This is a genomic window from Ferviditalea candida, assembly GCF_035282765.1.
In the GTDB taxonomy this organism is placed as follows: Bacteria; Bacillota; Bacilli; order Paenibacillales; family KCTC-25726; genus Ferviditalea; species Ferviditalea candida.
Genome location: NZ_JAYJLD010000003.1, coordinates 55,640 through 75,645, shown reverse-complemented (window position 1 = coordinate 75,645; position 20,006 = coordinate 55,640). Strand labels below are relative to the sequence as shown.

The window sequence follows — 20,006 nt, the reverse complement described above, 5'->3', positions numbered from 1 at the left end:
GGTGAGACATTGGAGAAATTGGTAATTGAAGGCGGCAGGCCTCTGTCCGGAACCGTCCAAATCCACGGATCGAAAAATGCGGCGCTGCCCATCCTTGCAGCCTGTTTGCTGGCGGACGGGATACATGTCATCGAGAATGTGCCCAAATTGCTGGATATCGAAGTGATGCTCGAAATCTTGCGTGCATTGGGGTGCAGGGCGGAGCATGCTGATGAACGGGTCATCCTTGACACCGCGGACGTCAATTCGCATCATATCCCGGAGAAACTGATGAGGCAAATGAGATCTTCCATTTTCTTGATGGGTCCGTTATTGGCCAGATTCGGCAAAGTTCAAATCTACCAGCCGGGGGGCTGTGCAATCGGCAGCCGCAAAATCGACCTGCACCTTAGGGGTCTCGAATCGCTGGGAGCGGTCATTGACGTTTCGGCGGATACGATTAAATGCTCCGTAGAAAAACTCAAAGGAGAGGACATTCTGCTGGATTTGCCCAGTGTCGGGGCAACGGAGAATATCATGATGGCCGCTGTCATGGCTGAAGGCACGACGACGATTCACAATGCGGCCAGGGAGCCTGAAATCACGGATTTGCAAAATTTCCTCAACGCGATGGGGGCGGATATAAGCGGAGCCGGTACCGATACGATTATCATCCACGGTGTTGCCAAGCTGACTCCCTGTTTATACAGGGTGATCCCCGACCGGATTGTCGCCGGCACGCTGATGATAGCCGCGGCGGTGACGAGAGGGACAATCACTTTGCGGAATATGGATCCAAAGTATTTGACAGCGGTGATTCACGTATTGAAGCGGGTTGGTGTTCAAATCAGAACAGAGGATGATATAATATACGTAAACTGCATGAACCGTCCCAAACCGGTGGACCAAATCGTCACTTCTCCTTATCCGGCGTTTCCGACGGATCTTCAGGCGCAAATGATGGTGCTGCTGTCGCTCGCCGATGGTTTCAGCATTTTGAAGGAGACCGTTTTTGACGGCAGGTTCAAGCACGTCGATGAATTAAACCGAATGGGAGCCGATATTCGTCAGGATTGGAATTCCGCTTTTATTCGGGGAGTTCCCAGATTATACGGGACAACGGTTGAAGCTACCGACTTGAGGGCCGGAGCGGCGCTGGTTTTGGCTGGGCTGGCGGCGGCCGGGACTACAGTTGTTGAACAGATTCAACACATTGACCGGGGATATGACCGGATAGAAGAAATTTTTCAACAACTCGGCGGACAAATACAAAGATGTGCCCTTATTCCTAAAGTATGATTGAATACACGGCATCATGACATGATTTTAACGATTGCCGGCATTTCCCTTCCTGATGGATGGAAGGGGAATGCGGGCGTCTGCTTTACCACATCGGAAAGTATAAGTTTTCGGGATGAAAAGGCCTCGATAGAGGTTTTCTCACAAGTTTCTGCGGGTAAAATGGACGAAGAAGCCGTTAATCCCTAAAGTGGGGTGGAAATATGCCGGCCGCTGAGAGAATGCCGACACTGAAACAGAAAAAGCCCAGTAAACGCAGCAGCCGGAAACTGCTTTTTCTGCTTTTCCTGTTTTTCATAACCTTGTTATTCCTCCTTTTTTTCAGATCATCCATCAGTAAAATCGAAACGATTGAAATCAGCGGAAATCATTTTTTGACCGACGCAACGATCGGACAAGCCGTCCGGGTGCAGAACGGAGATTCCTTTTTCTTTACATCCTCGTCAGCGATCGAACAGAGGGTCCGGCAGCTGCCGATCGTCAAAGAGGTGAAGGTTTCCAAGCATTTTCCGGGCAAGATCAGCGTGGCTGTGACGGAGTACCCGCAGGTCGCGGTTGAAATTTCGACTTCGGGAAATTTATCGGTTCTTTTTGCCAATGGATCGACCGGCGCCTTGAATGGAAACGCGAATTTCAGCAGCGTGCCCGTTCTGACCGGGTGGAACGAAGCGGATCCGGTCAAGATGAAGCTCTGCTCGATACTTGCAAAAATACCTCCGGAACAGCTTTCCGACATCTCGGAAATCAGGCCGGATCCTTCTGTTTCTTATCCGGACAAGCTGAAGATATTTACGCGTTCCCATTTTGAAGTGACGACGACGGTTTCTTTTTTGCCGGGGAAGCTTGAAACGCTGAGAACAATCGCCGCCCGCAATGAACCCGGCTTTATTTCCCTGCTGGATGCGGACACTTACCTTCCTTTTCGGCGGGACAACGCGAAGGATAACACGAACAATAGTCCGACGGATACAGCGGGGAAGAATATGAATTAAAACCTGTTTGATTTTAATTAATATCGCACATATGAAATTCAGACTACTAAAAGATTGAAATTAATGTTAAAATTATATTTATGGTGTCAATAGATTCATAGGATAGGATTTGGAGCGGCGATTACGAGCCTGGAATGAATGTAAAGGCGCAGTTTCTTTCCGGTTAAAAAAATTGTAGAAAAAAGAGGGAAAAAATAAACCGTGTTGAATATGTACAGAAGTAATTTTGCCGGTCCTATCAATTTCTTCGATAAACAGGAGGTGCCTGGGCTTGAGCGGCAATGATGTCATTGTTAGTTTGGACATCGGTACATCCAAGGTTCGCGTCATTATTGGGGAAATCAACAATGGTGCAATCAATATCGTCGGTGTTGGATCTGCCGACTCTGAAGGAATTCGCAAAAGCGCGATTGTCGATATAGATCAAACGGTTCAGTCCATCCGCAGCGCGGTGGATCATGCTGAACGGATGGTAGGTATTCAAATCGCCGATGTATACGTCGGAATTACAGGCAGCCATATCGGCTTGCAATCGAGTCAAGGTGTGGTTGCCGTTTCGAATGAAGACCGGGAAATCGGAACGGAGGATATTGAAAGGGTACTGCAAGCGGCCAAGGTGGTTGCGCTCCCTCCGGAACGGGAAATTGTCGGCATTGTGCCGAAACAATACCTCGTTGACGGATTGGACGGTATTCAAGATCCCCGCGGAATGATCGGTGTCAGACTGGAAGTGGAGGCCACCATTATTACTGGTGCCAAAACAGTCATACATAATCTTGTTCGTGTCGTTGAAAAAGCGGGATTGAACATCGCCGGCTTGATTCTGATGCCGCTCGCCGCTGGCCAAATGGCGCTTTCGAAGGACGAGAAATCAATGGGAACGGTGCTGGTCGATATCGGTGCCGGGGCTACCGCGATCTCCGTCTTTGATCAGGGAAATCTGGTTGCCACGTCAACGATTCCGATCGGCGGCGAATATATCACCAATGATATTTCCATCGGACTGCGGACGCAGACGAATGTCGCCGAGAAAGTGAAGCTGAAGTACGGCTGCGGCGTGATCGAGGATGCGGCTGAGGACCAGGTGTTCAAAGTAACCAGGATCGGCAGCAATGAAGAAAAGGAATTTTCGCAGGTGGATCTGGCGAATATCATAGAACCGCGGGTGTCGGAAATCTTTCAATTGGTTCGCGCCGAGGTTGCCAGACTCGGGTATAAGGAGCTTCCCGGCGGTTATATTTTGACCGGGGGCAGCGTATCCATGCCCGGTATTCTGAGCGCAGCCCGAAGGGAATTGAACAGCTCGGTCCGAGTCGCGGTTCCTGATTTTATCGGCGTACGGGACCCTTCGTATACCGGCGGTGTAGGAATTATTCAATACGTGTCCAAATTTGCCAGAAGTCGCGGCACTGCACCAGTCAAGAAACAGTCGAAGCGTAAAACGTCCGCCGCCCAAGAAAAGAACGGCTTCTTCGAATCCGTTAAAAACTGGTTAAAGGAATTCATCTGATCGGATTCTCTATGGGAAGACGGTAGCAATGGATAGTTGTAATGATAGTGTGCGAGGGGGAATCCGTTATGTTAGAGTTTGATTTTGAATTGGAGCATGCCGCCCGAATCAAAGTTATTGGGGTTGGAGGTGGCGGCAGCAATGCCGTTAACCGGATGATCGAGTTCGGCGTTAAGGGCGTTGAATTCATCACCGTCAATACAGATGCGCAAGCGCTCAATTTGGCGAAATCCGAACATAAATTGCAGCTCGGCGACAAATTGACGAGGGGTCTTGGAGCGGGGGCAAATCCGGAAATCGGCAAACGAGCCGCTGAGGAATCGAGAGAATTGGTCATGAATACGCTTCGCGGAGCGGACATGGTATTTGTGACGGCAGGTATGGGGGGCGGAACCGGTACAGGAGCCGCGCCCGTCATTGCCGATATTGCCAGAGAGTGTGGAGCTTTGACCGTCGGTGTCGTCACGCGCCCGTTTACCTTTGAAGGACGCAAGCGCGCGTCGCAAGCCGAGCAGGGCATTGCCGCCCTGCGGGAAAAAGTGGACACACTGATTGTTATCCCGAATGACAGGCTGCTCGAGATTGTCGACAAGAAGACGCCGATGCTGGAAGCCTTTCGTGAAGCGGATAACGTATTGCGGCAGGGCGTGCAGGGCATTTCCGACCTGATTGCCGTGCCCGGGTTGATTAACCTTGACTTCGCGGATGTCAAAACCATCATGACGGAACGGGGATCGGCCTTGATGGGAATCGGGATCGGCAGCGGGGAGAACCGGGCTGCGGAAGCCGCCAGAAAAGCCATAATGAGTCCTCTGCTGGAAACCTCAATCGATGGCGCGAGAGGCGTCATCATGAATATTACCGGAGGCTCCAATCTCAGCCTGTATGAGGTGAACGAAGCCGCCGAAATCGTCATATCCGCATCCGACCCTGAGGTCAACATGATATTCGGTGCGATAATTGATGAAGAGATGAAGGATGAAATCAAAGTTACGGTGATCGCCACCGGTTTCAATCCCAAGCCGGTCGTGAGGCCTCCCGCAAGTGTTCAAACCCACGCGCACCATGAACCCGGAGAATCCAAACTGAACAATCTCAAGCCGTTTGGAAGCCAACCCTCCAGCGATCAACTGGACATACCCACTTTTCTGCGCAATAAAAACAGAATGACAGACGATCTATGATTAAGCTATCCGTATTGTTGCTGCGGACAAAATAAAGGAATATTTAAACGCAAAGAAAAGAACCGTCCGATGGTTTTGAACTGCACCCCAATTGTTAGACATCATCTAACAGTTGGAGGTGCAGTTTTTTATGGCTTAATTTACTTCAGAGGATAAATTATCAGCTGTCCAACGTTATTTTAAAAATGTAGAGAGTTATGTAACGATTGCATCATCCATTACAAGTTATCCAGTAGCGTTTAAACTGGACGTACTAAACTATATGAATACATATGGGACGTCTCCGAACGAAACAGCCGCAGTGTTTAAGATTCCTTCTCCCCGAATAATTCGAAAATGGAGAAGTATTGGAGTCGGGTGGAATTGACGTCAGACGTTTTTCTTTTTTATTAAGGCTTTCGCAGCCCCTTTGGCAAATTCACGTCATCTATCCTGTCGTGACGCCGGTTTTCAAAATACGTCACGATCGGACAAAAGAATCGGCGATAAGCAGTCAAGTTTAGACAGACTTTGAAATCTGTTTACTATATACTGATTTCATTGCAAAAAGAAAGAATATCCCGGATCAAAGGAACGCTATTTTTTGCATCCGCAAAGTTGTTTGGAAAAGCAGGGGATAAGAATTGGTCATCTACCTCGACCTTGTGTTTCTAACGAATTTTTTCATTGATGCCACAACGCTGGCGACGACAGCCTGGACGCGCAAAATCCGCTTCAAACGCTGGAGAATAGCTGCAGCCGCTCTGCTTGGAGCGTCATATGTGATGATGATGTTCATCCCCTCGCTTTCGGTTCTATTCACATTTGTCGTCAAATTTCTGTTTTCGGTTGCCATGCTGCTGATTGCTTTTGGATTCGGGGGCCTGCAGAATTTTGTCAAAAACATTTCCGTATTCTATTTGATCAATTTTGTTGCAGCAGGTGGTATTTTTGCGCTTCACTATTTACTGCTGTCGTCAAATGATGTCATGAACGGGATTTTGCTGGCGCGCACGAGAGGTTTCATAAACCCTGCCGGCATCGGGCTTGTTTTTGTAATCATCATGTTCACGGCCATGATTTTTTTCTATCGGAGTGTGTTTGTCAGCTCGAAGCGGAGAAAGCAGGTTACGGATTACTTGGCGGAGGTTTGCGTATCGATCGGGGAGCGCGTAACGATATGCACCGGTTTGATCGATACCGGCAATCAGCTCTATGATCCGCTTACGCGCACACCCGTGATGGTGATGGAATCGGTCTTATGGCAGGAGGATTTTCCTCCGGCTTGGATGAACCTGATCCAAAAGGAGGAAGTTGAACGAATCTTATTGGAACTGGAGCAAGTTGACTTTCAATGGAGTGAACGTTTACGACTGGTCCCTTACCGCGGGGTCAACAAACAGGCGTCTTTCATGCTCGCTCTTAAACCGGATAAGGTGGTCATCAGATACCGCAATTCAGTGACGGAGGTGGGGAAGGTCCTGATCGGTCTCGATGGCGGGAAGCTCAGCTCAGATGGTTCATACCGTGCCATCATTCATCCGCAACTCATGGAATCGTTTTGAGAACATGTTCAGGAGGGTAATTTCATGCTATTGAAGTGGAAACTGCTGCTGCAAATTTATACTTATAAGATATTGATTTTCCTGGGACTCAAGAACGAGGAAATTTACTATATCGGCGGGAGCGAAGCGCTGCCGCCTCCGCTGACCAGGGAAGAGGAAGAATATTTGCTGGAAAAACTGCCTGACGGCGATGCCGCGATACGCGCGGTATTGATTGAACGAAACCTGAGACTTGTGGTATACATTGCCAGAAAATTCGAGAATACGGGAATCAACATTGAGGATTTGGTTTCCATTGGAGCGATCGGGCTGATCAAAGCGGTGAATACATTCGATCCCGATAAAAAAATCAAATTGGCTACCTACGCCTCCCGCTGCATCGAAAACGAAATTCTGATGTTTTTGCGGCGCAACAGCAAGATCCGCACCGAGGTTTCGTTCGATGAACCGTTAAATATCGACTGGGACGGTAACGAGCTGCTGTTATCCGATGTTCTGGGAACGGAAAACGATACCATTTACCGCAATATTGAAGAGGAGGTGGACCGAAAGCTGCTCCACAAGGCGCTGGACAAATTGTCCGATCGGGAGCGGGTCATTATGGAGCTGAGATTCGGACTGCAAGGGGGAGAGGAAAAGACGCAGAAGGATGTGGCCGACATGCTCGGGATTTCGCAGTCCTACATCTCCAGATTGGAAAAAAGAATCATCAAAAGGCTGCGGAAAGAGTTTAATAAGATGGTGTAATAAAAACAACACTCTCGGGGATAATTAACATTAATGTTTCTCCTTGGGAGGTTATCACGTGACACGAAACAAAGTTGAGATCTGTGGAGTCGATACCTCGAAACTGCCTGTTCTAAGCAATGTGGAAATGCGCGAATTGTTCGTACAGCTTCAGACGAAAAACGAAAGAACGGCGAGAGAAAAGCTGGTAAACGGCAATTTGCGTCTGGTACTCAGCGTGATACAGCGCTTCAACAACCGCGGAGAATATGTTGACGATCTGTTTCAGGTCGGATGCATCGGTCTGATGAAGGCCATCGATAATTTCGATCTAGGCCAAAACGTGAGATTCTCCACCTACGCGGTTCCAATGATTATCGGAGAAATCAGGAGATACCTGAGAGACAACAATCCGATCCGGGTTTCCAGGTCGCTCAGGGACATCGCATACAAAGCGCTTCAGGTCCGGGACAGCTTGACGAATAAAAACAATCGCGAGCCGACAATCATGGAAATCTCCGAGGAATTGAACGTCCCGAAGGAAGACGTCGTGTTTGCGCTGGATGCCATCCAGGATCCCGTTTCCTTGTTTGAGCCGATCTATCATGACGGCGGAGATCCGATTTATGTGATGGACCAAATCAGCGATGAGAAAAACAAGGACGTCTCGTGGATAGAGGAGATCGCGCTTCGCGAAGCCTTGAGAAAACTCAACGAACGGGAAAAAATGATCCTGTCGATGCGCTTTTTCGAGGGAAAAACACAGATGGAGGTGGCCGAGGAAATCGGCATTTCCCAGGCGCAGGTTTCGCGCTTGGAAAAATCGGCGATTCTGCAGATGCAAAAGCACGTCAAAACCTGATGAGCAAGCGGCGGCCCGCAAGCTTTTTTTTCGGACAATAGGCATTTTACCCGCTCCAAACATATATTTATGTATAGGACCTCCATATGAAATGGGGTGGGAACGTGAAAATTTCGGATTTTCAAACCAAGGATGTCATCAACATTGTCGATGGCAAAAAGTTGGGTCAGATCAGCGATTTGGAACTGGATCTGCGGCAGGGACGAATCGAATCGATCGTGGTGCCGAGCCAGGGAAAGTTTTTCGGATTCTTCGGCGGAGGGACGGATGTGGTCATTCATTGGAAAAACATCGTAAAAATCGGCATGGATGTGGTGCTGGTCAAATTGGACGATTCCAGAATGCCCCGTTCTCCAGGCGAGGGCGACGTTAACGAATATTCAAGGAATTACAACGATTGAAACTGACAGGGTACACTGGCTGAAGCGAGACAAGATGCCGCGAATCAGTTCGGTGTATTTTTTGCTGCATTCTCTTATGATACACTATAGGCAGTGGGGGGTTGACATGGAAGCCTTTGTGATTGAAGAAGAGAAGGAAGGGCGTCCGTCCTTGTTGTTTATTCATAAATGGATGGAAGCGCATCCCGGCCTGTCCGCCGGTTTTTCAAGCCGCCATGGAGGAGTCAGCGATCAAGAGCTGAACTCGCTCAACTGCGCCCTGCACGTGCAGGATGCTCCGGCTAACGTGCTCGAAAACAGGAAGCGGCTCGCGGAAGCCATCGGCTTTCCGTTTGGCTCATGGACATGCGCCGAGCAGGTTCACGGAAAAAAAGTAACGAAGGTTACCGCCAAAGATCGCGGCAAGGGAAAAGAATCCCGGGAACTGGCGATACAGGAGTCGGACGGTTTGACCACCGATGATCCCGGCACGCTGCTGACGGCGTTTTTTGCTGATTGTGTGCCTCTTTATTTTTTTGATCCGGTTCGACGGGCCGTCGCCCTTTCGCATGCCGGCTGGAAAGGAACGGCGATGAACATTGCGGCGGAGACCATCCAGACAATGCGCGACGCTTACGGCAGCCGGCCCAAGCATATATTGTGCGCCATTGGGCCTTCGATCGGCCAATGCTGCTATGAAGTCGACCGGAATGTGGCCGGCCGGGTTGAAGAGGCTTTGAGCTCGGATGGATACACATCAGAATGGACGGAAAGCGATTGGCGGCAAGTCCGCACGGTAAAACCCAATGGCAAAGTCATGCTCAACTTGAAAGAAGCCAACCGACAGTTTATGATAAAAGCAGGAATTTTGCCGACGAATATCGAAATATCTGGGTTATGTACCAGCTGCAACACGCAATTGTTTTTTTCCCATCGCAAAGAGCATGGAAAAACAGGCAGAATGACCGCGTGGATTGCGTTAAGTGAGGTGAATGGTTGAAGATTGGATCTGCATGAGAGAATTGAGCGGGTTGAAGCCCGCATTATGGAGGCGTGCCGGCGAAGCGGCAGGTCAAGGGAAGATGTTCAAGTGATTGCCGTAACAAAGTATGTGGACCTGGACGCAACGAAACGGGTGATCGAGGAAGGCTTTATACATATCGGCGAGAACCGTTGGCAGGATGCCCGCCCGAAGTGGGAGGCTCTGGGCAGACAAGGAATCTGGCATTTTATAGGCCATTTGCAGACGAATAAAGTCAAGGATGTGATCGGTAAATTCGATTACATTCATTCACTGGATAGAATTTCGCTGGCGCGGGAACTGGATAGGAAGGCTTCGGAAATGGAGCTGAGGGTACCGTGCTTTATTCAAGTCAATGTATCGGGAGAAGAGAGCAAATACGGACTGGCTCCCGAGAATTTAATGCCGTTTGTGGAGCAGGTGGGCAAATTGACCCAGCTTGACATCATCGGCCTGATGACGATGGCCCCTTATGAGGCCAAGTCCGAGCAAACCCGGCCGGTTTTTGCCGGATTGCGGCGCTTGCGGGATGAGCTGAACGGGAGCGGGCTTCTGGAGAACAAGGTGAAGCATTTGTCCATGGGCATGTCCAATGATTTTGAAATAGCGATTGAAGAAGGGGCAACTTGGATCAGATTGGGATCCGTTCTGGTTGGACAGCATTAAGGCATCGCGATAATTGCGTCGCGAGCCTTAAGTCGAAACAGTTGCTGGGAGGGGCAGGGATATCATGGGAGTATTCAACAAATTCATGGGCTTCCTGGGGCTTCAGGAAGAAGAGGAGATAATTGAACGGGAGCGATTTGAGGAGCCCGAAAATGAAACGAATTTCCCGTCGAACCGTAAGAACAGGGGGAACATCGTCGGCATACCGTCACAGAAACCGACCAAGATGATCCTCAGCGAACCCCGTTCTTACGAGGAGACACAGCAAATTGCCGACCATTTGCGTTCCCGCAGGCCGGTGGTTGTCAATCTTCACAAGGTGCGTTCCGATTTGGCCGTCAGAATCGTCGATTTTTTAAGCGGGACGGTTTATGCTTTGAACGGCGGCATTTCCAAGCTGGGCCCCAACATTTTTCTATGCACCCCTGAATCGGTGGAAATTCAAGGGACGATAACGGAAACTCTGGAAGGTGACGGCGACTACAACAAAATGAGGTGAGCATCGTCTTGTTAGCGATATCAAACTATATCTTGACCATTGAGCAAATTTATTTTTATATGATCATTGTCTACGTTCTGCTGTCTTGGGTTCCCAATGCGAGGTCCAGCTTCATCGGGGAAATGCTCGGGAAATTGGTAGAGCCTTATTTGACCCCATTTCGCAAGATCATTCCGCCGATCGGAGGGATGATCGACATTTCTCCGGTTATCGCTTTGTTCGCGCTGCGGTTTGTGGCGATCGGATTGATCACCGTCCTCAATTATTTAGTGGGATGAATGGTGGGAGATGATGTCCTCAAACATACACTCGCATTTTCATCCGGATGAGAGACCGTTTGTCGATAAGGCGTTGGAATGGATCGAACACGCGGCCTATGCCCATAAGCTGAGGATTACCGATTTTCTTGATCCGAGGCAGGCCGTTATCGTTGATTCGCTGGTCCGGAGAGAAAGCGGCGCGCAGGTCCGTTTTGATGGAGGTTATGAGGGTGCGGAGCGGCAAAGGGCCGTCATCGCCCCTTCTTATTTGGCGTTGGAAGAGCTGGAGGCGGATATTCGTCTGCTGTCGATCCGTTCGGAGGATACTCGCATTGCCCAGCTGCAGCATGGCGATTTTTTGGGGGCGCTGTTGGGTCTGGGCGTAAAGCGTGACAAAATCGGAGACATTCATGTCCATCCGGAGTTCTGCCACTGCTTGGCCGCGGGGGAGATCGCCGAATTCCTGCATATGCAGATGAATCAGGTCCATCGGGTGCAGGTCACAACAGAGCTGCTGCCGACCGATCGCCTGCAGATCAAGCAGCCCGAATTGGAACAATTCGGACTGACGGTGGCGTCGATGCGTCTGGACGGGATTGTTTCCGATGTGTACCGGTTGAGCCGGGCCAAGGCGCAAATCCCCATCAAAGCAGGCAAGTGCCGGGTGAATTGGAAGGTGGAAGAGGATCCCTCGGCCCAACTGAGGGAGGGGGACGTGATCTCCCTGCAAGGATTCGGCAGATGCAAATTAATTGAAGTGGAAGGGCTCTCCCGAAGCGGAAGAATCCGCATCAAAGTTGGAAAATATATTTAAGAACGTTTGAAGCTTGCAGGAATTACACGTTTACTGTCGAAAATTTAATAAAAAATATTTTTATATTTTTTTTTGTGGGAGGTGGGCCAATGCCGTTAACGCCATTGGACATACATAATAAAGAATTCGGAAGAAGAATGCGCGGCTATGACGAAGATGAAGTCAATGAGTTTCTCGATCAGATCATTAAAGATTATGAAGCGCTGATTCGGGAAAATAAGGAAATGCAGAACGAAATGTCGATCCTCAAGGAGAAAATCGAGCATTTCAGCATCATGGAGGAAACATTGAGCAAAACGATCATCGTCGCTCAGGAAGCGGCCGACGAGGTGAAGAACAACGCGAAAAAGGAAGCGCAGCTGATTGTCAAGGAAGCGGAGAAGAATGCGGACCGCATCATTAATGAATCGCTCTCCAAATCGCGTAAAATCGCCTTGGAGATGGAAGAGTTGAAAAAACAGGCGTCCATTTACAGGACGCGGTTTCGCGCTTTGCTGGAGGCTCAGTTGGAAATGCTGAAGGACGAAGGCTGGGAATCATTGGAGAATATTACCGTACCTGATTAGACTTTCGTTACGCATCCTTAATCATGGTTTTTCGTCTTATTGACGTGCAGCCAAGTTTTAGGTATACTCCTGTCATAATATATTTTGTGCAAAACGATGATTGGGCCAAGTAAACCGCAAGGCCGGTTTCAGCGAATTAGGGTTGGTGCGAGCCTAATAACCCAGCGGCGGTTGAATATCCCCCAAGAGTGTTCTTCTGAAATCAAGTAAGGAGCAACGGGTGATTCCGTTATCGATCATTAAGTGACCGGTATTCAGATTCCTGTTCCGTATGGACGGGGCACCGGTTACGAGGGTGGTACCGCGAGTCCAGCTTCTCGTCCCTTGGGATGGGAAGCTTTTTTGTTTTTTTAATTGTTGTTGAATTGAAGTGGGAGGTTGAACCGAAGTTGAGTGAGGGAGCATGGGTATGAGCCGGAGAGTTTACGTGCTGCCTTTGACATGGAGTTGTCACCTTAAAGTTACTTGTTCAAAAAACACCATGTCAGCCGCAGGCCATACCCATCTCCTGAAATATGGGTTCCGTCAGATTACAAATAAAAGGAGAAAAACAGGAATGGATTACGGAAAAACATTAAACCTGCTGCAAACCGATTTTCCGATGCGCGGCAATCTTCCCAACGCCGAACCGGAAATGCAGAAGTGGTGGGACGAGGTTGATATTTACAGTAAAGTGCAGGCCAGCCGGCAGGGCAAGCCGAAATTTATCCTGCACGACGGACCGCCTTATGCCAATGGAGACATCCATATCGGGCATGCGCTCAACAAAGTGATCAAGGATATCATCGTCCGTTACAAATCGCTGCGGGGCTATGACTCGCCCTATGTTCCGGGGTGGGACACGCACGGTCTGCCGATCGAACAGGCCATCTCCAACAGCGGGAAGGCCGACCGCAAAAAGATGTCGATCCAGGATTTCCGGGATGCGTGCAAGGCATATGCCCTGCAGTGGATCGAACGGCAGAAGTCGGGCTTCAAACGCCTGGGCGTTCGGGGAGATTGGAACAATCCCTATGTGACGCTGGAGCCGCAATATGAAGCGCAGCAAATCCGTCTGTTCGGCGACATGGTCAAGAAAGGCTACATTTACAAAGGGCTGAAGCCGGTTTATTGGTCGCCCTCTTCGGAGAGCGCGCTGGCCGAAGCGGAAATCGAATACAGAGAGAAGACCTCGCCGTCCATTTATGTGGCTTTTGAAGTCAAAGACGGCAAAGGAAAGCTTCCCGTAGGCTCCTTTATTGTCATCTGGACGACTACGCCTTGGACGCTCCCGGCGAACCTCGGCATCTCGCTGCATCCGGATTTTGAATACACGTTGGTTGAGGTGAACGGCAGGAAATACGTGGTGGCCGCTGAATTGTTGGATTCCGTGCAAAAAGAGCTGGAATGGGACTCGGTCCAAATCCTGTCAAGGATGAAAGGATCCGATCTGGAATATGTGGTCTGCCGGCATCCGTTTTATGACCGCGATTCGCTGGTCATGGTCGGCGAGCATGTTACCTTGGAAGCCGGAACGGGATGCGTTCACACGGCTCCGGGTCACGGAGAGGAGGATTTTATCATCGGTCAGCGATATCAGCTGGGTGTGCTTTGTCCGGTGGATGATCAGGGGAAATTCACCAGTGAGGCTCCCGGGTTCGAGGGAATCTTCTACGATCAGGCGAACAAAATGATTGCCGAGATGCTCAAGGAATCCGGGCATTTGCTCCACTTGGGATTTATTCAGCACCAATATGCGCATGATTGGAGAACGAAAAAGCCGGTCATCTACCGGGCGACCGAGCAGTGGTTCGCATCGGTGGACAAATTCCGCCAGCAAATGCTGGACGAAATCAAAAGGATTCAATGGACTCCGTCCTGGGGTGAAATCCGGCTGCACAACATGATCGCGGAACGGGGAGACTGGTGCATTTCCCGCCAGAGAACATGGGGGGTTCCCATCCCGATCTTTTACTGCCGAAGCTGCGGCGAACCGCTGGTCAACGACGCGACGATCGATCAAGTAGCGGCGATTTTCGAGCGCGAAGGCTCCGGCGCATGGTTCGTTAAAGACGAAAGCGAGCTGCTTCCGTCCGGCACGGTTTGCTCCAAATGCGGGGGCGGGGATTTCCGTAAGGAAACCGACATCATGGATGTCTGGTTTGATTCAGGATCAAGCCATATGGCCGTACTCGCCGCACGTCCCGAGCTTCAATGGCCGGCCGATCTGTATCTGGAAGGCTCGGACCAGTATCGCGGCTGGTTCAATTCCTCCTTGATCACTGCGGTAGCCGTCTTGGGTTCGGCGCCCTACAAGGGCATTTTGAGCCACGGATTTACGCTCGACGGAGAAGGCAGAAAAATGTCCAAGTCTCTCGGAAATACGATTGATCCGTTGAAGGTTTGCAATACTTTGGGCGCCGATATCCTCCGCCTTTGGGTGGCCTCGGTGGATTACCAGTCCGATGTGCGCATCTCGGATGCCATTCTGTCGCAAATTTCCGAGGTTTATCGAAAAATCCGCAACACACTGCGTTTTCTTTTGGGCAATCTCAGCGGATTCGATCCGTCCAAAGATCGAGTTCCAGTGGAACAAATGAACGAATTGGACCGATACGCCGTAATCCGCATGAACCGTATGCTGGAGCGCACGCTCGATGCGTATGATCATTATGAATTTCATATTGTTTACCAGACGGTCCATCATTTCTGCGCGGTCGAGATGAGCGCGTTCTACCTGGACATCGTCAAGGACCGGCTTTACGTCAGCGCGGCCGACGATCCTCAAAGGAAGGCCTGCCAAACCGTATTATATGATGCGCTTACGGCAATAACTAAACTGATTGCTCCGCTGCTGCCCCATACGGCCGATGAAGTATGGAAATATGTTCCCGGCGCCGATTTTCCGAGCGTGCAGCTGAGTGAGCTGCCGCTGCCGGATTCGTCCATTTACGAAGCCGGTTTGGAAAACAAATGGAATCGTTTCATGGAGGTCAGGGAAGAAGTCTATAAGGCGCTGGAAGTTGCCAGAAAAGACAAGATCATCGGCAATTCCCTGGGAGCAGCCGTACACATCTATGCTGATGAACAAACGCTAAGCCTGCTTTCCGGTTTTGACCGTTTGGATCAATTGTTCATCGTTTCTGCGGTTGAGCTGCATCATGCGGATGAGCAGCCACCCGAGGATGCCATGAAGCTGAATGGCGTCGCCGTGAAAGTGCTTGTGGCAGAAGGGGATAAATGCGAGCGCTGCTGGGTCGTTACTCCCGAGGTGGGAACCGATGCCGAGCATCCGAGCTTATGCCCTCGCTGCGCGTCGATTATCAAGGAGCATTTTTCGCATTCGCAATAAGACGCGGGGAATGGGAATAATAGATTAAAGCTGAAGCTGAATTGAGGTCCTAACTGTGAACAAGGGAGGAACCCCCATGTCCGCTATCGGCGGTCGACAGGACGACGAACGGAAGCTTTTGCCCGAGATTCGCGATAAATTGGCAAAACTGGCGGCTGATATGGAAAAGGTCCAAATTGCCGATTATGTCCAACTGCTGAACAGCCCGCGCAAGCTGATCTGGACCAACTTGATTGCGGGCATATCCAGGGGCGTCGGAATTGCCATAGGGGTCACTGTTTTCGCCGCCGGTATTCTGTATGTGCTGCAGTTGCTCGGCGCCTTGAATTTGCCGATTATCGGCGATTTCATCGCCGAGCTGATCAAGATCGTTCAGGCTCAATTGGAAGGCAGAAGAGCCTATTAACCGAATTCGTCCCGCGCGGGTTCGTCTTGCTCCTCCAAATCGATGTTTTCCAATCCGTGGTCGCCTTCGTTTTGATCCATATATTTTTTGTACTCGTTGTTGCGGACAACCATTACCTGCTGTCCGTACAAATCGGTTGCGAGAAAGCTTTCCAAGGCTTCGACATAGCCGACATTCTCGTCGGACTCGATATACAAATTGTTGTAATGCAGGGCTTCGGGGTCTTCGGCCATCGCCGGTGAATCGGAGTTTCCCCAGCTCTCAACGGTTTGCCAGGCATCTTCCCCGTCGAACGTTTCACTGTCATGCTCATCGACGCTGGTGCGACCAAAGGGTGGTCTAAGGAAGCGTTCTTCAAGAGGCCGGCGTTGGGAAATGAATTGCTTGGGCACATGCTCTACGCAATATCGGGTGGTTGGAATGGCTTCCAGCCTGGAATAAGGGATGGGTTGGCCGCAGGCAAGACAAATTCCGTAATTCTCGGTTTCGATGTTCTCCAAGGCCAGTTCGATATTCTCCAGATGCTGTTCCGCAAGCTCATTCAGGGCGATATCCTTGCCCCGCTCGAACATTTCAGTGCCTTGGTCGCCGGGATGATTATCGTTGACCGACAAATCTCCGAGCGAATCCCGAAACGATTGGGAAAGGCCGAAATTTTCGCTGCGGTCAATGAGCTTTTCCGCTTCCCGTTTCTCTTCAAGCAGGCGCTGCTTCAGGCGTTTCAGCTGTTTGCCGCTGAGCTTCATGATAGATGCCTCCTGAGGTAAATGAATTTGATACTAGGTTTCGCCGATTGCCTGCATTTTAACGAGGTAATTCCTTGTAGACGTCCCATTGGACGAACAGGAGGACCCTGTGCTACAATGACTTGGGATTCATCGACTTGCGATTCATTGGATTCATTTTATTCATTCGTTCATTAGGCACGGCAAATGAGTGGAGGGGCGTAATTGTGATTTATTATCTGATAGCTTTGGCCGTAATTGTTCTGGACCGCATCTCCAAGTGGCTGATTGTCCATAAGATGGATCTTTATGAATCGATTCCGGTGATAGGGAACTTTTTTATGATCACCTCGCATCGCAACCGGGGAGCCGCATTCGGCATTTTGCAAAACAAGCAGTGGTTTTTCCTCATCATTACGGTGATTATTGTCGCGGTCATTATTTGGTATTTGAATAAATGGATGCGGCAAAACGACAAGAAGCTTCTAAGCACGGCATTGAGTCTGATTCTTGGCGGGGCAGTCGGAAATTTCATCGACAGGGCTTCTACCGGCGAGGTTGTGGATTTTTTGCAGTTTCACTTTCAGTTCACAATATTCGGCAGAACAATCGACTATGTTTACCCGATATTTAATGTGGCCGATTCGTCGATCGTCATCGGGGTGATTTTGATTTTCGTCGATTCCCTGCTGTCCTGGAGGAAGGAAAAGGAGAATCTTATTCACGATGAGGCCAGATGAGGAGTTTTTAACGGCGGAAGAAGACCGGGTGGATTGGCATGTGGAGCCTGCCGATGCCGGTGAGCGAATCGATAAATACATCACTGAATCCCTGGAGGACGATATTTCGCGCTCGCAAATCCAACAGTGGATCAAGGACGGACATGTCACGGTAAACGGACGGGTGGTCAAAGCGAACTATCGGCTGTCGGAGGAAGACCGCGTCGAGCTGCGGATTCCTCAACCGGGCGAAGCGGAGATTCAGCCCGAGGCGATTCCTTTGGACGTAGCCTACGAGGATCGCGATGTGATCGTGGTCAATAAGCCGAGAGGCATGGTGGTGCATCCGGCTCCCGGACATTACAGCGGTACTCTGGTCAATGCGCTGATGCATCATTGCAAGGATTTGTCGGGCATCAACGGGCAGCTGCGTCCCGGCATCGTACACCGGATCGACAAGGATACCTCCGGCCTGATCATGGCGGCCAAGAACGATCTGGCTCATATTTCGTTAGCCCGTCAACTGAAGGAGCACTCCGTCACCCGAAAATATTTGGCGATTGTGCACGGCAGCATGTCCCACGACAACGGGACGGTGGACGCGCCGATCGGGCGTGATCCGCGCAATCGCAAGCTGTTTACTGTGACCGCCAAAAACGGCAAACGGTCGGTTACCCATTTTGCCGTCATCGGGCGGTATGCCGACTATTCCTATCTGGAGCTGAAGCTGGAGACGGGCCGGACGCATCAGATTCGCGTACATATGCAGTTTATCGGACATCCTTTGGTCGGAGATCCGCAATACGGAAGAAGCCGCGGACTCAGCAAAGTGCCGGAAATGACCGGACAAGCCCTGCATGCATCCATACTGGGATTTGAGCATCCGAGAACGGGCGAGTTTTTGCAATTTGAGGCGCCTCTGCCCGAAGACATGCGGCATCTGTTGGATATGTTGAGAAGTTTATAGGTCAAAGACAACTATCATAAACCTTTTTATCGAAACAAGGAGGAATTGGGTCATGGCCAAAATCAATGGAAACTACCTGGAGCTTCAGGGAAGCTATCTTTTCGCGGAGATTGCCAAAAGAAGAACAAAATTTATGAGTGAAAACCCCGGGGCCGACATCATCAGCTTGGGAATCGGCGACGTTACGCGTCCGCTGACGCCTGCGGTCGTATCCTCGCTGCATGCCGGCGTGGACGAAATGTCGAATGAAAAAACGTTCAGAGGATATGGTCCGGAGCAAGGCTACGATTTCTTGATCGAAACCATCATCGAGCATGATTATAAGGCCCGCGGCATTTCCTTGGAAAAAAATGAAGTGTTCGTCAGCGACGGGTCAAAGTGCGATGTCGGCAACATCCAGGAAATTTTCAGCCAGGACAGCATCGTGGCCGTTATGGATCCGGTATATCCCGTTTATGTGGACAGCAACGTCATGGCCGGCCGAGCAGGACACTTCAATCCGGAAACGAAGCGGTATGACGGTATTGTCTACATTCCGACCCATGCCGAAAACCAATTTATCCCTTCGCTTCCGACGCAAAAGGTCGATCTGATCTATCTATGCTATCCGAACAATCCTACGGGCATGACCTTGTCCAAGGAAGAACTGAAAAAATGGGTCGATTACGCCCGTGACAATAAGTGCGTGATTCTTTACGATTCCGCGTATGAAGCCTACATCCAGGAAGAGGATGTGCCGCACAGCATTTATGAGGTTGAGGGCGCGAAGGAAGTCGCCATCGAATTCCGGAGCTTCTCTAAAACCGCCGGCTTCACCGGCGTACGCTGCGCCTACACCGTCGTGCCGAGAGAATTGAAGGCTTATGATGAATCGGGCAACGCCGTGGCTTTGAACGATTTGTGGAACCGCAGGCAAACGACGAAATTCAACGGCGTGTCCTACATTACCCAAGTGGGCGCTGCGGCAGTCTATACAGAAGAGGGGCGTCAGCAAATTAAGCAGCTGGTCGATTACTACATGACCAATGCCAAAATGATTCGTGATGGGCTCGCCTCGTTGGGGCTCGAGGTGTTCGGCGGCGTAAACGCTCCGTATATCTGGCTGAAAACCCCGAACGGCTTGAGCTCCTGGGAATTTTTCGACAAGCTGCTGACGGAAGCGAACATAGTCGGAACTCCCGGAGTGGGCTTCGGGCGCAACGGAGAAGGATATTTCCGCCTGACCGCTTTCGGCAGCCGCGAAAACACGCAAAGAGCGCTCGAGCGGATCAACAAGCTGAGCTTGTAATCGAAACAAGCCGGGCTTGTAGTCGAGTCGAGACGATTTTTCACGGATAAACTTGACTTGCAAGTTGGAAAGTGCGATAATCCGTTTAGCTGAATATTGAACCTTTAAATCAGTCCAGAGAGGCTGGCAAGGTAAGGGAACCACAAACAGATGCAGTCTGCCCTTCTGCGGTCATCGTACGACCGGAACGGCAGCTGGTTCTAACGGATCACACAAGCTCCTTGCCTAACTGGCAGGAGCTTTTTTGCGGCCAAATCATGGAAATTCG

The 20,006-nt window shown here is 50.3% G+C and carries 20 protein-coding genes and 1 other annotated feature; of the genes, 19 read left to right on the top strand and 1 reads right to left on the bottom strand.

The genetic code is table 11. The features are described 5' to 3' along the window. Positions 1-9: 9 nt before the first annotated feature. The 16 genes from murA to VF724_RS02970 all read left to right on the top strand — a co-directional run bounded on the left by murA (position 10) and on the right by VF724_RS02970 (position 16,039). A complete protein-coding gene (gene murA, locus VF724_RS03045; RefSeq protein WP_371752742.1) occupies positions 10-1,278 on the top strand; it encodes a UDP-N-acetylglucosamine 1-carboxyvinyltransferase in 1,269 nt (422 codons plus the stop codon). Between the two features lie 203 nt (positions 1,279-1,481). Then, positions 1,482-2,270, top strand: a complete 789-nt coding sequence (locus tag VF724_RS03040) for a cell division protein FtsQ/DivIB (protein ID WP_371752741.1) — start codon at positions 1,482-1,484, stop codon at positions 2,268-2,270. Between the two features lie 271 nt (positions 2,271-2,541). After that, positions 2,542-3,780: a cell division protein FtsA gene (gene ftsA / locus VF724_RS03035; RefSeq protein ID WP_371752740.1), complete on the top strand. Its 1,239-nt coding sequence runs from the start codon at positions 2,542-2,544 to the stop codon at positions 3,778-3,780. Positions 3,781-3,848: 68 nt separating this feature from the next. Continuing rightward, the gene (gene ftsZ, locus VF724_RS03030; RefSeq protein ID WP_371752739.1) at positions 3,849-4,964 is read left to right on the top strand and encodes a cell division protein FtsZ; all 1,116 of its coding nucleotides are present in this window, start codon (positions 3,849-3,851) and stop codon (positions 4,962-4,964) included. A 623-nt stretch (positions 4,965-5,587) separates the two neighbouring features. After that, positions 5,588-6,508: a sigma-E processing peptidase SpoIIGA gene (spoIIGA, locus tag VF724_RS03025; protein ID WP_371752738.1), complete on the top strand. Its 921-nt coding sequence runs from the start codon at positions 5,588-5,590 to the stop codon at positions 6,506-6,508. Positions 6,509-6,532: 24 nt separating this feature from the next. Then, positions 6,533-7,255 carry an RNA polymerase sporulation sigma factor SigE gene (sigE, locus tag VF724_RS03020; RefSeq protein WP_371752737.1) on the top strand — a complete coding sequence of 241 codons (723 nt, stop codon included), beginning with the start codon at positions 6,533-6,535 and terminating at the stop codon, positions 7,253-7,255. A 58-nt stretch (positions 7,256-7,313) separates the two neighbouring features. Continuing rightward, a complete protein-coding gene (sigG, locus tag VF724_RS03015) occupies positions 7,314-8,096 on the top strand; it encodes an RNA polymerase sporulation sigma factor SigG (RefSeq protein WP_371752736.1) in 783 nt (260 codons plus the stop codon). Between the two features lie 104 nt (positions 8,097-8,200). Then, positions 8,201-8,497 (top strand): YlmC/YmxH family sporulation protein, encoded by a 297-nt coding sequence (locus VF724_RS03010; RefSeq protein ID WP_371752735.1) that lies wholly within the window; start codon positions 8,201-8,203, stop codon positions 8,495-8,497. Positions 8,498-8,603: 106 nt separating this feature from the next. Beyond that, positions 8,604-9,476, top strand: a complete 873-nt coding sequence (gene pgeF, locus VF724_RS03005; protein WP_371752734.1) for a peptidoglycan editing factor PgeF — start codon at positions 8,604-8,606, stop codon at positions 9,474-9,476. Positions 9,477-9,479: 3 nt separating this feature from the next. Next, complete coding sequence (locus tag VF724_RS03000; protein ID WP_371752733.1) at positions 9,480-10,163, top strand: YggS family pyridoxal phosphate-dependent enzyme; 684 nt, start codon at positions 9,480-9,482, stop codon at positions 10,161-10,163. Positions 10,164-10,227: 64 nt separating this feature from the next. Further along, positions 10,228-10,662 (top strand): cell division protein SepF, encoded by a 435-nt coding sequence (locus VF724_RS02995; RefSeq protein ID WP_371752732.1) that lies wholly within the window; start codon positions 10,228-10,230, stop codon positions 10,660-10,662. Positions 10,663-10,670: 8 nt separating this feature from the next. Then, positions 10,671-10,940 (top strand): YggT family protein, encoded by a 270-nt coding sequence (locus VF724_RS02990; RefSeq protein WP_371752731.1) that lies wholly within the window; start codon positions 10,671-10,673, stop codon positions 10,938-10,940. A gap of 13 nt (positions 10,941-10,953) precedes the next feature. Next, positions 10,954-11,736 carry a YlmH family RNA-binding protein gene (locus VF724_RS02985; RefSeq protein WP_371752730.1) on the top strand — a complete coding sequence of 261 codons (783 nt, stop codon included), beginning with the start codon at positions 10,954-10,956 and terminating at the stop codon, positions 11,734-11,736. Positions 11,737-11,825: 89 nt separating this feature from the next. Continuing rightward, positions 11,826-12,302 carry a DivIVA domain-containing protein gene (locus VF724_RS02980; protein ID WP_371752729.1) on the top strand — a complete coding sequence of 159 codons (477 nt, stop codon included), beginning with the start codon at positions 11,826-11,828 and terminating at the stop codon, positions 12,300-12,302. 87 nt (positions 12,303-12,389) lie between these two features. Then, positions 12,390-12,630 (top strand) — a binding site (T-box leader). Between the two features lie 228 nt (positions 12,631-12,858). Continuing rightward, positions 12,859-15,633 carry an isoleucine--tRNA ligase gene (gene ileS / locus VF724_RS02975; RefSeq protein WP_371752728.1) on the top strand — a complete coding sequence of 925 codons (2,775 nt, stop codon included), beginning with the start codon at positions 12,859-12,861 and terminating at the stop codon, positions 15,631-15,633. A 76-nt stretch (positions 15,634-15,709) separates the two neighbouring features. Beyond that, positions 15,710-16,039: a DUF5665 domain-containing protein gene (locus VF724_RS02970; protein ID WP_371752727.1), complete on the top strand. Its 330-nt coding sequence runs from the start codon at positions 15,710-15,712 to the stop codon at positions 16,037-16,039. Here VF724_RS02970 and VF724_RS02965 read toward each other — a convergent pair. After that, a complete protein-coding gene (locus tag VF724_RS02965) occupies positions 16,036-16,785 on the bottom strand; it encodes a TraR/DksA C4-type zinc finger protein (protein WP_371752726.1) in 750 nt (249 codons plus the stop codon). The genes VF724_RS02970 and VF724_RS02965 overlap by 4 nt on opposite strands. Positions 16,786-16,991: 206 nt before the next feature. On the opposite strand from VF724_RS02965, the gene lspA reads away from it, so the two are divergent. Genes lspA through VF724_RS02950 form a run of 3 tightly spaced genes read left to right on the top strand, consistent with a single transcriptional unit; the run spans position 16,992 to position 19,738 of the window. After that, the gene (lspA, locus tag VF724_RS02960) at positions 16,992-17,504 is read left to right on the top strand and encodes a signal peptidase II (protein WP_371752725.1); all 513 of its coding nucleotides are present in this window, start codon (positions 16,992-16,994) and stop codon (positions 17,502-17,504) included. Beyond that, a complete protein-coding gene (locus VF724_RS02955) occupies positions 17,491-18,450 on the top strand; it encodes an RluA family pseudouridine synthase (RefSeq protein ID WP_371752724.1) in 960 nt (319 codons plus the stop codon). The genes lspA and VF724_RS02955 overlap by 14 nt, the downstream gene beginning before the upstream one ends. 52 nt (positions 18,451-18,502) lie before the next feature. Further along, a complete protein-coding gene (locus VF724_RS02950; protein WP_371752723.1) occupies positions 18,503-19,738 on the top strand; it encodes an LL-diaminopimelate aminotransferase in 1,236 nt (411 codons plus the stop codon). Positions 19,739-20,006 lie beyond the last annotated feature (268 nt).